This is a genomic window from Clostridium vincentii, assembly GCF_002995745.1.
Lineage (GTDB): Bacteria > Bacillota > Clostridia > Clostridiales > Clostridiaceae > Clostridium > Clostridium vincentii.
In genome coordinates, this window is the sequence record NZ_PVXQ01000002.1 from 135,842 (window position 1) to 148,987 (window position 13,146).

The following is a 13,146-nucleotide window of genomic DNA, read 5'->3' on the forward strand; positions in this document are numbered from 1 at the left end:
AAAACTATGTACTTATTAACTAATGGAAAGATAATTACAGAGAATGGAATTATAGAGGGTTATGAGCTTTTAATTCAGGAGAATTTGATTAAAAGAATAGCAAAGGACGGAGAAATAGAGAGAAAAGATTTAGAGATAATAAATACTGAAGGAGCTTTTATTTCACCAGGATTTATAGATATACATTCGGATTATATTGAGAATATGGCATCTCCAAGGCCTACAAGTGTTATGGATTTTGAGCTAAGTCTAAGAGAGGCAGAAAAAGTCCTTATAAATACAGGTATTACAACAATGTTTCATTCTTTATCCTTTTATGATAATGATTTATTTGAGCACAAACCAGTAAGAAAGAGAGAGAATGTAAAAAAACTTGTGGATGTTATTAGTAAAGTTCATAATCAGAGGCATTTAATAAGACATAGATTTCATGCAAGATTTGAGATTGATAATATAAATGAAGTTGAGACTGTAAAAGGATATATAAATGAAGGAAAAATTCATCTTTTATCATTTATGGATCATACTCCAGGACAAGGACAATATAGAAATATAGAAATGTACAGAAAAATCCTAAAGGGATATAAGGATGTTACTGATGATGAAATAGATTCAATGGTAGATGAAAGAAGAAATAAAGAAATACTAACAATTGAAGTAATAAAACAAATGGCAAGGCTTGCTTTGAGAAATGGTATAGCAGTAGCATCCCATGATGATGATACTGAAGAAAAAATAGACCTAGTAAAAAGCTTTGGAGCAAGCATAAGTGAGTTTCCAATTACTATAGAGGTGGCAAGAAAAGCAAAAAGAGCAGGCCTGCTTACTATTGCAGGAGCTCCAAATGTACTTCTTGGAGGTTCTCATGCAGGTAACCTTTCAGCAATTGAGGCTATAAAAGAAAAGGCAATAGATATTTTATGCAGTGATTATTATCCAGCAGCAATGCTTCATTCAATATTTACTCTTAGTGAAAAATATGGAGAAGATTTATGTGAAATGTTTAAGTTAATAACCATTAACCCAGCAAGAGCAGTGAAACTTGATAATACAATAGGGTCAATAGAAGAAGGTAAAAAGGCAGACCTTTTAATAATAGATAGACTTGAGGACAAAATGCCAGTAATAACATCAGTATTTGTTGATGGAAAGCTAATTTCTAAAACAAATTATAGAATGTAATTATGAGTAATATAGTTTTGGCAGATGGACCTTATGTAGACGAAAACTCTAAGTTAATAAATACAAATTTAGGAAAGTATACGGAAATTTCTCAAGGCTGTACCTTGGAAAATGTATTTATGGGGGATTATTCTTATTGCTGTGAGTATTGTATATTACAGAATGTTACAGTGGGCAAGTTTGCAAATATAGCAGCTATGACTAGAATTGGAGCAACTCAACATCCAATAGAAAGAGCAAGTCTACATCATTTTACCTATAGAAGAAAGAAATATGGTTTTGATTCTCAAGAAGATGTTGAATTTTTCAAAGCTAGAGAAGAAAATCAAGTTATCCTAGGAAATGATGTATGGATTGGACATGGAGTAACTATAATGCCTGGAGTAAAAATTGGAGATGGGGCAGTAATCGGAAGTGGATCCGTTGTAACTAAGGATATTGAAGCTTACTCAGTCGTAGCAGGAGTTCCTACTAAAAAAATCAAGGATAGATTTCCTGAGAGAATAGCTACAAAATTGCAGGAAATTAAATGGTGGGATTGGACCCATGAAAAGATAAAAGAAAATCTTAAAGATTTTCTTATTAATATAGATGAATTTATAGAAAAACATTATGAGAGTAGGTGAGAAAATGGAGGAAATATTAAATATACAAAACCTTAGCAAGTCCTTTACCATTCATAGTCTAGATAAGCATATAGTAGGATCTAAAAATATTAATATTAAGCTAGCTAAAGGAGATTTTATAGGTATTACAGGTAAAAGTGGTAGCGGAAAATCTACTATATTAAAGTGTTTATATAGAACCTATTTACCAGATACAGGTGAAATTTGGTATGAGTCTAGTAACTTTGGAAGGATAAATTTAGCTGCTGCATCAGAAAGGGAGATAATTTATTTAAGAAAACATGAAATAGGATATGTTTCTCAATTTTTAAATGTTATGCCTAGAACAACAGCAAAAGAAATTATAGAACAAGCTGTTTTAGAAATGGGACATAGTCAAGAACTTGCTAAAAAGCAGGCTGTGGATATGCTTGTACATTTCGAATTAGATGAGGAGCTTTGGAACAGTTTCCCTAATAATTTTTCTGGGGGAGAAAAGCTTAGGTTAAATATTGCTAGAGCTATGGTTAAACACCCACGGGTTCTTCTACTAGATGAACCTACAGCAAGCCTTGATAATGCTTCAAAATTAAAAGTTAGAGAACTAATTGAACAGCTTAAGGCCGAAGGCACTACCATGATAGGAATTTTTCATGATATAGAATTTATGGAAGGATTGTGCGATAAAGTTTACAACATGCAAGCAGGAAATTTTATATAGATACATTGCAGAAGGAGGATGATTATGAGGGGAGATTTACATGTTCATACAAGTATTTCAGACGGGTCTTTAAATACGGAGAGAACATTGAAACTTGCTAAGAAAAATGGGGTGACCCATCTAGGAATAGTAAATCATGATACAGTCAAGGGCTTAAAGGAAGCCATTGAATTAGGAAATGAAATGGGAATTAAAATTATTCCAGGAATAGAGATCTCGGCCTACGATTATAAAAATGATAGAAAGGTTCATATCCTTGGATATAATTTCAATTTAAAGGCTGAAAATATCAAGATGCTATGTAACCCCTTATTAGAAGAAAGAAACAAAAACAGTATTTGGCAATACAAAAGATTATTAGATGAAGGATATGATATAGATTTTGAGCTATTAAAAGAAAAAAGTAAGGATAGTGAAGCTATATATAAGCAACATCTAATGAGCTGTTTAGTAGAAAATCATTATACGGATGAGATTTATTCGGAATTATATAGGCGATTGTTTAAAAATGGGGGAGTGTGCGCAAGAGATATAGAATATATAAACGCTTTTGATGCTGTAGATGCAATTAAAAAAGATGGAGGCTTAGCAGTATTAGCTCATCCTGGACAATTAAACTCCTATGATATTATTCCACAATTGCTCGCTAAAGGATTAGATGGAATTGAGATAGTTCATCCAAGCCATACCGAAAAGGATATAAAGAGGATTAAACAAATTGCGGATTTTAGTGGACTTATTTTAACTGGAGGTAGTGATTTCCATGGAGCCTATAGTGAAAGTAAAACAGATATTGGAGAACTAGAATCTCCAGAAGCATATTTACAGCTATTTTAACTAAATACCAACAATAGTTAACAATGACTTAAAATTACATTAACCTTAGATAAATATAATTATATATGAAAGAGAAAGATCAAATTTGAAAGGGGAATAATAATGAAAAAAATCGTTACATTATTAATGAGTATAGCTATTGGGGTTGCTACTATTATAGGCCTTGCTGGATGTTCTGATAAAAAGACTTCAGATACTTTAACAATTGTATGGTATCCAAATGAATCTGGTGGAGATCTTGAAGCTGCAAGGAATGAGATAGGGGATATTATTACTAAGGCAACGGGGAAGAAAATAGAACATATGCTTACTACAGATTATGCTATAGCAATAGAAGCACTCGCAAATGATACTGCAGCTATAGGATTTATGGGAGCAGAAGGATATATAGAAGCTCACACTAAAAATGAGAACGTAATTCCATTAGCAATTGCAAGTGGAAAATCAGGAACAGTTGATGATGCAGTATATTATAGCTGGATATCAGTTCCTACAGAAAATCAAGATGAATATAAAAAAGATGGAAACTATACACTAGATAACATTGTAGGTAAAAAGATGTCCTTTGTATCTAATAGTTCTACATCAGGATTTAAAGTTCCAACTTCAGGAATAATCTCATACTTCTCTAAGCAAGATAAGTGGAAAGATTTAACTAAGGATGATTTGATTCAAGGCGGAAGTGATAAATTCTTTAGTGATGTATTATATGGTGGATCTCATCAAGGTTCAGCAGTAAATCTAGTAACTGGTAAAGCTGATGTTGCAGCTTTCTGTGATGCTAATTTATTTAATTATGTAGATGTTGTAAGCGGTAAGATGAATGAGGTAGGTACTGTTTATAAGATTAAGGATAATGCAGCAGAACCATTTAATGAAATGGCTGGTAAAAAGTTCACAGCAATTACAAGCACTCCAGTATTAAATGCACCATTTGTTATGAATACTAGCCTTATTTCAGAGGCTGATCAAACTAAACTTATAGAGGCATTTACATCAGATGAAACTACTAATAACGCGAAAATATTCTTACCAAAAGATTCAACAGAAAAGGGATTCTTTAAGAAAGAAGGAAAAGAAAAGTTCTTAGAAGTTGAGGATGCATGGTTTGACCCTATAAGAAATATGTAATAATAAATTGCAAGAAGGAGTTAACAAAAAAATGGAGTTACTACAAGTAAACAATGTCAGTAAAGAATATAAAGGTGGTACAAAAGCATTAAAAAATGTTAACTTCTCAGTTAAGGAAGGAGAGTTTATTTCCATAATAGGTCCATCAGGAGCGGGGAAATCAACTCTCCTTCGCTGTATCAATAGACTGATAGATACAACTGAGGGGAAAGTTATATTTAACAATATGGATGTTGGATTGATAAAAAAGAAAGAGTTAAGGAACATAAGGACTCAAATTGGAATGATATTTCAACACTATAATTTAGTTAATAGATTAAGCGTTATAGAAAATGTTCTACATGGTAGGCTTGGTTATAAGTCAACAATAGCAGGGGTTATAGGGAGATATACAGAGGAAGAAAAAATTCAAGCCTTCAAAATGCTTGAAAAGCTTGGACTCGAAGACCAAGCGTATAAAAGATGTGACCAATTAAGTGGAGGACAAAAGCAAAGGGTTGGAATAGCTAGGGCTTTAATACAAAATCCAAAACTAATATTATGTGATGAACCTATAGCATCCTTAGACCCAAATGCCGCTAAAATAATAATGGATCATCTTAAAGATATTAATAAAGAAATGGGAATTACATGTATTCTGAATCTTCATCAGGTAGATGTTGCTTTAAAATATTCGGATAGAATTATTGGCATTAATGGAGGGGAAACTGTTTTTAATGGTAAACCTTCAGAGATTACCAAAGAACAAGTCCATGAAATTTACGGTTCAGAGTATGGAAATCTAATAACAGACTAGGGGTGTAAATATGAATTTAGAAGTATTAAAAAAAAGAAATAAAATAGTAACCCTAGTTTTAATTTTTGTAATGATTTTATGGGCTGTATGTTCAAAATTTGCAGACTTTAATGCTATTAAGGGACTATCCTCAATACCTAAAGCAATAGTATGGCTATTTACAAGGTTTATTCCAAATGGAGATTCCTTTAGCAAGTTGCCAGATATATTAGAAAAACTTATAGAGACTATATTATTAGCTATTGCAGCTACTACAGTCGGAGCAACTTTTGCATTGTTTTTTGGGGTCATGGGGTCAAAGGTTACTAAAGGAACTAAGGCACTAAGCATAATTAGTAGGCTCATTGCATCTGTTTTTAGAAATGTACCAGATGCGGTTTGGGCAATGATATTTTTATTATCATTTGGTCAAAATATTTTAACAGGATATTTTGCATTACTTTTTGTATCCTTTGGGGTTTTAACAAGGGCATTTATAGAAACTATAGATGAAACAAGTGATAGTGCGGTAGAAGCTTTAGAAGCTACTGGAGCAACCTATTTTCAAATAGTATTTCAAGGCGTTATTCCATCTAGTCTGCCGCAAATGCTTAGTTGGGTACTGTATATGATAGAGACGAATATTAGAAGTTCTACATTAATAGGAATACTAACAGGAACAGGCATAGGCTTTGTATTTGATCTTTATTATAAGAGTTTGAATTATTCTGTAGCAAGCTTGGTTGTAATATCAATTATTCTTGCTGTATTTGTAATTGAATTCACGTCTAACTATGTAAGGAGGATTATATTATAATGGAAGCTACTCAAGAAAGAATAGGATTCTCTATGAGAAAAAATAAAACAGGGCATATAAAAGTAAAATCAAATGACCCTTCACAAGTCTATTTAAGAATAATTTTAGGGGTACTTGTAATATTAACTGTACTAGGTTTTGCTACCTTTGATTATAAGGGGATAGATATATTAGTAGCCCTGGGTGAAACCTTGGGTAATATCAAGACAATGTTCATGGAGGCAAGCTTAACTCATTTCACTTTGTTAGAAGCAGTACATCAAATGGGAATTACTGTATCTTTAGCATTTTTAACTACATTAATTGGTGGAGTTATAGCCTTAGTTTTAGGATTATTTGCAGCAAAGAATTTATCAATTCCCTTGGTATCTAATGTAATAAAAGGTTTTGTAGCTTTTATTAGAGCAGTTCCAACTGTACTTTGGGTTTTAATATTTGCAGTATCTGCTGGACTTGGAAGCGAAGCGGCAATAATAGGTATGACTTTTCATACTGTAGGATATTTAATTAAAGCTTATTCGGAGGCTTTTGAAGAAATTGATGAAGGGGTAATTGAAGCGCTTAAAGCCAGCGGAGCTAATTGGTGGCAGATAGTATTTCAAGCAGTTATTCCTTCCTCAGCAACCTATTTAGTAGCATGGACATTTATGAGATTTGAAATAAACTTTACAAATGGTGTCGCTATGGGAGCAGCAGCAGGAGCAGGCGGGATAGGCTTTGAATTATTCATGGCTAGTAATTTCTATTTTAATGTACGAGAAGTAGGATTTATTACAATAGGAATACTAATTTGTGCAATTCTACTTGAAACCTTCTCAACAAGAGTTAAGAACAAATATCTAAGGTAGTTTTTAAAGTACTATTAATTATAGAATAATGTACTATTAATTATAGAATAATGTACTATTATGCTTTTAACAAAAACTGTAATGATAGATATAAACCAATATTAGTAAAGAAAACACCGTATTATAGTTAGTTGTCCTAATAAACTTTATATTATATAATGATAGTAGAAGAAATATTAGGGGTGAAATCATGAAAACCGAAAAAAACGTGTTAATGTTATCTGCAGCAGGAGGATTATTTTTTGCTGTACTTGGATTAACATGGGGAATTATTATTCAATCTAGTATGATAATGTTTGATGGATTATATTCATTAATAAGTTTATTTATATCAATATTAGCAATTTGCATTTCAAATTTTATACAAAAAAAAGACTTCGAAAAATTTCCGTTTGGAAAAGGAATTATAGAACCTATAACAGTTGCATTTCAATCAATAGTATTATTTGTAATGTGTAGTTTATCATTACTTAATGGGATAAAAGAGTTAGTATCAGGAGGAAATTCTATAAATACAGGATTAGCCTTAGGATATTCAATAATATCATCAATAGGATGTACATTTGTATACCTTCTAATGAAGAAAAAGGGAAAAAGATTATCTTCTGATATAATCAGAGCCGAGAGTAATCAATGGTTAATGGATACAATATTAAGTGTTGCAGTTTTTGCAGGATTTATAATTTCAGTAATTCTAGGATTAACCTCATTCGCTTATCTAACAAGGTATGTAGATTCATTAATGGTAATTATTACATCAGCCGTATTTATAAAACTTCCTGTAAAGACATTAATAAGAAGTTTTAAAGAAATTGTTAATAGCACTGCAAGTAAAGAAATTAATGATAAGATATATACAATAGTTAAGAATATAGAAGATGAGTATAAATTTGAAAATTCTGTAACAAGAGTAAGTAAGATCGGAAGAGAGTTAAGAATAGAAATAGATTTTGTGTTTAATTCTAATTCAATTTTAAATGAACTTGAAGAGATGGATAAAGTACGAGAACAAGTCTCCACGAATATGAAAGGCATAAAGCTTGAAAAATGGCTGAATGTAAACTTTACTGGAGATCGTAAATGGGCAGTATAGTTGGTAATTGACACCTGAAAGGCGCCCCTGTGGGGAGTTGAAAATTGAAAGTTGATAGTATAGAATAATTAAAGCTAAAGGGATATCCAAAAGTAGTTATACTTTTTGGATGTCTATTTTCTTGCTAAAAATGGAGAAGGGGGCTTAGTTGTAATGAGCATAGAAGCATATTGTAATAGAGAAGAGATGCTGGACCTTAGAGAGAAATTATTAGATGCTGAAATGCAAAGAACAAATGAAACTAAAAAGTATTCTATTGAAGAAGTTAGTCAAAGAATGAAGACCTTGATAGATAAAGAGATGCCAAAAAGTCATTAGACTTTTCGACATCTTTTTTTTGTAACTTATCTTAATAACAATTAATAAAAGAATTCTATAATATAAATTTCTCTATCACTTCTGCCAGTACCCCTTCATTATTGTCATTTTCACAGGTGTATCCACATATGTCTTTGATATCTTGAACTGCATTCCCTGCAGCAACACTTAAACCAGCTACAAGTAACATAGACATATCATTGTAATTATCTCCAACCGCAATGGTTTCTTCTTGTTCAATTCCAAGAGACTCAGCTAAAGCGAGCATAGTATTTCCTTTGTTTACACCAATTTTATTTAATTCCATATAACGATTAGATGAATAACTAAGACTAACTGTATCATCAGTCATTGGCTTCATTTCATCTTCAAAACTTTTTAAATAAGGAACATCAACATTCTGGTAAATAACTTTTGCTATGGGAGTATTTCTTAAAAATTCAATAGAGGCTTTTTTGAGCTCTGTAAGAGCATTCTTCTGATATGTAAAACGAGATTTTTCATCTTCATTTAAATTATAAACATAAACAATCTCTGCCGTGTATACATGAATGCAGACATCCTTAGTTAATCCAAACTTGAATAATTCATCGGCTTTATCAAATGGTAATCCATTGAAAGATAACATTTTACTATTCAGATTTTCTGTTAAAGCACATCCGTTAAATGAAATTGTATATTCTTTTTCTTTATCATCCAAATCTAATTCTTTTAAAACACTTTCAATTGCGCTGTATCCTCGTCCGGTGGCAGCCACAAATTTAACACCTAATTCAGAAGCCTTTTTTATAGCTTCAATATTTCTCCTACCAACTTTATGTTCATCATTTAATAAAGTTTCATCTAAATCACTAACGATTAGCTTGTACATAATATCCCCCATTTCAAATATATTTGTTCTATTTTAGTCGCAAGTTAAAAATCTTACATATGTCATATTCATTACTCAATTAATTATATCATTAGTTAACAAATGTTTTTACCTTTACAAAAAAATTATCTAATTAAAGATTACTCTTTTAACATAATTTACATTGAGTCTAAAAGCTTAAATTCAAATTAAGTATACATAGTAAATATAAAGATTAGGGAAGATATATCTATATGGATTAGCGAGGTGAGAATTATAAAAAAGACAAGCAAATTTTTAATACTTCTATTATTAATAATTAATATTGGGGCAAGTGTAGCCAAAGCTGATGAAAGAGATTATCAGGTAACTATGAAACAAGATCTTTTAGTTATGAAGTTAGCCTATCCTGAATATGTAAAAACAGTAGAGAAAGATGGTGATAAGGTATATTTAATTATGAAATCAGGTAAAAAGATTCTCTATGATGACAAAAAAAATAAGACTCATGAAGAGAAATTAGATAATGGAGATTTGCAGGATGTATTAGAACAAATTTATCCGTTTGAAATGAATACAAAGATTATGGATCGAGAATTTGATCCAGGAAGGTCTCGCTCCTATGAAATTTTTAGTGAAGTCTATGGGGATTCTAAAAAAGCTATAGAAGCTAACTTAGTAAATTTAAAAATTGGATATACATATCAATTTAGCAGCAAAAATAATGCCAATGTGGCTTTAGAAAATGCCTTAAAAGAGATTCTTCCCTTAGCTAAAACTAGAGGAGATATTGGAGGGATTTTATATCCAGCTAGTGGAACATTTAACTATAGATTTATATCAGGGACAGAGAGATTAAGCCCTCATTCTTATGGTATAGCAATAGATTTAAAGAGTGATAAAAGAGATTATTGGAAATGGAGTTCTGAGAAAGAAGGCAACAATAGATTACTACAATATCCAAAGGAATTAGTAGAGGCTTTTGAGAAGAATAATTTTGTTTGGGGAGGCAAATGGAGTCATTTTGATATTTTACACTTTGAATACAGACCAGAAATAATCCTAAAAGCGAAATATTTTGGTAAATGGAGCGGCAGTAATGAAGAATGGTATGGAGATATTCCTATAGGGGAAGATGAAAAGCAATATATTGAAACAATTAATGAGACGTTTAAATAGAGCTAACTTAGGAGAGGAGCATTACATATGAAATTTTCTAATTTAAAAAGGTTTTTATTAATAGTTAATAAAATTGTTATTGTGACTTTAATATTTTCATTGGTTAATCTTACGTGCAAAAAAGAAGCTCTAGCTAGTGAAGTAGATGCGGAAATAGTGAAATTAGTAGAAAGTATTTTTGTAAGCAGAAATAGGGCAATATTAGAACAGGATTTAGAGCTTATAGATACCTTATATGCAACAGATACTAAATATGGTCAATGGGCTTATGAATATGAGGAAAGAAAAGTAAACTACCTAAATAATTGGGCTGAAAAGCAAGGCGTAAAGTTTACAGAGATTATCCCTAAGGTGGTAATTAGAAGCAGTAAGGCTGGAGAAGAAAAATATTCCTTCAATATATTATGTAATACAGAATATAAATACATATATAAAGACAATCCAGATCAGGTTAATAGTTCAAGAATAGGAACATATCATTCACTTACACTCTCTAAGAAAGAAGAGCAATGGGTAATATCAAAGGAATGGTATACAGATCCATTTGCAGATTCATTAAGTTTAGAAAATATTAAAGCTGATGATATTAAAGAATATATATTAGCTCAAAATCCTAGAGATATATCAGCAATAGATCAAAGAAGAAAAGATGCAGCAACCTATGCACAACAATATTGTGGGGCAGCTACAGCTTATGAATATGAATTTAAATATAATAAAAATTATAGAAATTTTAATCCAGAAGGAGGAGACTGTGCAAACTTTGCCTCTCAAATACTCCATGAAGGTGGAAAATTTAAGAAAAATGGTACCTGGAATTATGATAAAGGAAGTGCTACAGGCCCTTGGATAAATGCAGATAGATTCACTTCCTATATGCTAAACAGTGGAAGAGCATCCCAAATTGCTAAAGGAAGTTATGATAAAGTTTATAAAGAATCATACAAGCTTTTACCAGGAGATTTTGTAGCCTATGAGAAGAAGGGTGATATTACTCATATATCTGTAGTAACAGGAGTTGATTCAAAAGGATACGCTTTAGTTACATGCCATAATACAGACAGAAATAATGTTCCTTGGGATTTGGGATGGAGTGATAAGAAGATGAAGTTTTTGTTAATAAGAGTTAACTATTAAATTTTTTGTGATTTAAATCATATTTTATTATTGCCTAAAGACTTAATATAAAGATATAGAAGATAAGAAATTAATAAATTAATAAATTAATAAATTAATAAATTAAGAAGTTACAAAATTTTGGAGGTATTAAGGATGAATAAAGCAATTAATAAAGATCAAAAGCTAGGAGATGTTATTTCAATATTCCCAGATGCTAGTAAAATATTTAATGAAATCAAATTGGATTTTTGCTGTGGTGGTCATGATAATTTAGGAGCAGCTCTTAAGGAGAAAGGCTTAAATGTTGATTTATTTGTAGAAAAATTAAATGATGAGTACGCTAACTTTTTAGAAAGTAGTAAGGAATATAAAGATTGGAGAAAAGCAGAACCTATGGAACTTGTGAATCATGTAATAAATACGCATCATAAGTATACTTTTGAAACGTTAAAGGAAATTGACGGGTTGCTATTAAAAATCCTAAAGGTTCATTTCTATAATCATGGAGAAGAATTATTAAAACTTCATAGGCTTTTTGCAAATCTAAAAGCAGAACTAGAGGAACATTTAGTGAAAGAAGAAAAAAATGTGTTTCCATTAATAGAAGATTATTTTGAAAACAAAAATGAAAACAAAAGAATCAAATTAGTTCAACTTATAGAAAGTCTGGAAGCAGAACATGATGGAGCCGGGAATATACTAAAGGAAATGGAGGAGCTTACACGAGATTTCACAGTGCCAGAGGGAGCTTGCACTACCTTTAAGCTTGTGTATAATAAGCTAAGTGAATTAGAAAAAGATTTGTTTACACATATCCACAAAGAGAATAGTATTTTATTTAAAATGATTTAAAATAATTTAATTTGATGAATAAAGATGAAGATTTACTTAATAAATGGTAAATTTTCATCTTTTTCCATGTTTTTAGGATATAATTAAGATTAATAAGGGGGAGTACTAATGGCGCAATTGAACTATAGGAAGATAGAGTATTATAATAAGATGAAAAAGAGAAGAAGAAAAACCTTTAGTATTTCAAGTATATTACTAATTTTAATTATATTTTCTATAGGGCATTATATTATTTATAGAGAAAATAATAAGGCAAAGTATTTGCTTAATATGGGGTCAGGAAATTATAAGATAGAGGTTCTTAAAGATAAGTTAGAAGAGTATGAAAAACAATTAACTATAAATGAAATAGATTATAAATGGGGCGATAACTTGGTGGATGGAAACAAGCCTACAGGATTGGTACTACATCATACAGCCTCAACGACAATATCTCCAGAAGCCATTAATGATATACATATTCAGGAGGGCTGGGGAGGTATTGGATATCATTTTTACATAAGGAAAGATGGTACAATATATAGAGGAAGGCCAGAGAATATAATAGGAGCACATGCTATTGGAAGAAATAAAGATAGTATTGGAATATGTTTAGAGGGTAACTTTGAGAATGAAGTCCCAACAGAAGCACAGAAGAATTCCTTAGTGAAAATATCAACTGATATGATAATAAAATATAATTTAGAGGATGTAATTGGACATAGAGATGTATATCCCACATTATGCCCTGGTGAAAATTTTCCTATGGAAGAAATCAAGAATAGAATTGTAGAAGAGCAATTAAAAATGGTCAATGATGCGTGATCATTGACCATTTTA

The 13,146-nt window shown here is 31.1% G+C and carries 15 protein-coding genes; 14 read left to right on the top strand and 1 reads right to left on the bottom strand.

The features are described from left to right. The first annotated feature begins 6 nt into the window (after positions 1 to 6). The 10 genes from phnM to CLVI_RS17635 all read left to right on the top strand — a co-directional run bounded on the left by phnM (position 7) and on the right by CLVI_RS17635 (position 8,327). Positions 7 to 1,182, top strand: coding sequence for a phosphonate metabolism protein PhnM (gene phnM / locus CLVI_RS01525; protein WP_106058343.1), 1,176 nt, complete (start codon positions 7 to 9; stop codon positions 1,180 to 1,182). 2 nt (positions 1,183 to 1,184) lie between these two features. Next, positions 1,185 to 1,808, top strand: a complete 624-nt coding sequence (locus CLVI_RS01530) for a DapH/DapD/GlmU-related protein (RefSeq protein WP_106058344.1) — start codon at positions 1,185 to 1,187, stop codon at positions 1,806 to 1,808. Positions 1,809 to 1,812: 4 nt separating this feature from the next. Beyond that, positions 1,813 to 2,508: a phosphonate C-P lyase system protein PhnL gene (locus tag CLVI_RS01535; RefSeq protein ID WP_106058345.1), complete on the top strand. Its 696-nt coding sequence runs from the start codon at positions 1,813 to 1,815 to the stop codon at positions 2,506 to 2,508. A gap of 24 nt (positions 2,509 to 2,532) precedes the next feature. Further along, a complete protein-coding gene (locus CLVI_RS01540) occupies positions 2,533 to 3,345 on the top strand; it encodes a PHP domain-containing protein (protein ID WP_106058346.1) in 813 nt (270 codons plus the stop codon). Positions 3,346 to 3,447: 102 nt separating this feature from the next. Continuing rightward, on the top strand, positions 3,448 to 4,476 hold the full coding sequence (locus CLVI_RS01545) for a PhnD/SsuA/transferrin family substrate-binding protein (protein WP_106058347.1): 1,029 nt from the start codon (positions 3,448 to 3,450) through the stop codon (positions 4,474 to 4,476). A 31-nt stretch (positions 4,477 to 4,507) separates the two neighbouring features. After that, positions 4,508 to 5,272, top strand: coding sequence for a phosphonate ABC transporter ATP-binding protein (phnC, locus tag CLVI_RS01550; protein WP_106058348.1), 765 nt, complete (start codon positions 4,508 to 4,510; stop codon positions 5,270 to 5,272). Positions 5,273 to 5,282: 10 nt separating this feature from the next. Next, complete coding sequence (gene phnE / locus CLVI_RS01555) at positions 5,283 to 6,068, top strand: phosphonate ABC transporter, permease protein PhnE (protein ID WP_106058349.1); 786 nt, start codon at positions 5,283 to 5,285, stop codon at positions 6,066 to 6,068. Next, entirely contained in the window at positions 6,068 to 6,916 is an 849-nt protein-coding gene (locus CLVI_RS01560; RefSeq protein ID WP_106058350.1) for a PhnE/PtxC family ABC transporter permease, read from the top strand. Before phnE ends, CLVI_RS01560 begins: the two co-directional genes overlap by 1 nt. A 190-nt stretch (positions 6,917 to 7,106) precedes the next feature. Beyond that, complete coding sequence (locus CLVI_RS01565; protein ID WP_242980509.1) at positions 7,107 to 8,009, top strand: cation diffusion facilitator family transporter; 903 nt, start codon at positions 7,107 to 7,109, stop codon at positions 8,007 to 8,009. 153 nt (positions 8,010 to 8,162) lie between these two features. Then, positions 8,163 to 8,327 (top strand): hypothetical protein, encoded by a 165-nt coding sequence (locus CLVI_RS17635; protein ID WP_207655304.1) that lies wholly within the window; start codon positions 8,163 to 8,165, stop codon positions 8,325 to 8,327. A gap of 55 nt (positions 8,328 to 8,382) precedes the next feature. On the opposite strand, the gene CLVI_RS01575 is transcribed toward CLVI_RS17635, so the two are convergent. Next, positions 8,383 to 9,198 carry an HAD family hydrolase gene (locus CLVI_RS01575; protein ID WP_170065565.1) on the bottom strand — a complete coding sequence of 272 codons (816 nt, stop codon included), beginning with the start codon at positions 9,196 to 9,198 and terminating at the stop codon, positions 8,383 to 8,385. A 255-nt stretch (positions 9,199 to 9,453) separates the two neighbouring features. Between CLVI_RS01575 and CLVI_RS01580 the strand changes: the two genes are divergently transcribed. From CLVI_RS01580 to CLVI_RS01595, 4 genes are all read left to right on the top strand, one after another. Continuing rightward, positions 9,454 to 10,356 carry a M15 family metallopeptidase gene (locus CLVI_RS01580; protein WP_106058385.1) on the top strand — a complete coding sequence of 301 codons (903 nt, stop codon included), beginning with the start codon at positions 9,454 to 9,456 and terminating at the stop codon, positions 10,354 to 10,356. 27 nt (positions 10,357 to 10,383) lie between these two features. After that, on the top strand, positions 10,384 to 11,493 hold the full coding sequence (locus CLVI_RS01585; RefSeq protein ID WP_106058351.1) for an amidase domain-containing protein: 1,110 nt from the start codon (positions 10,384 to 10,386) through the stop codon (positions 11,491 to 11,493). Between the two features lie 135 nt (positions 11,494 to 11,628). Continuing rightward, complete coding sequence (gene ric / locus CLVI_RS01590; protein ID WP_106058352.1) at positions 11,629 to 12,327, top strand: iron-sulfur cluster repair di-iron protein; 699 nt, start codon at positions 11,629 to 11,631, stop codon at positions 12,325 to 12,327. 108 nt (positions 12,328 to 12,435) lie between these two features. After that, positions 12,436 to 13,131, top strand: coding sequence for a peptidoglycan recognition protein family protein (locus CLVI_RS01595; protein ID WP_106058353.1), 696 nt, complete (start codon positions 12,436 to 12,438; stop codon positions 13,129 to 13,131). Positions 13,132 to 13,146 lie beyond the last annotated feature (15 nt).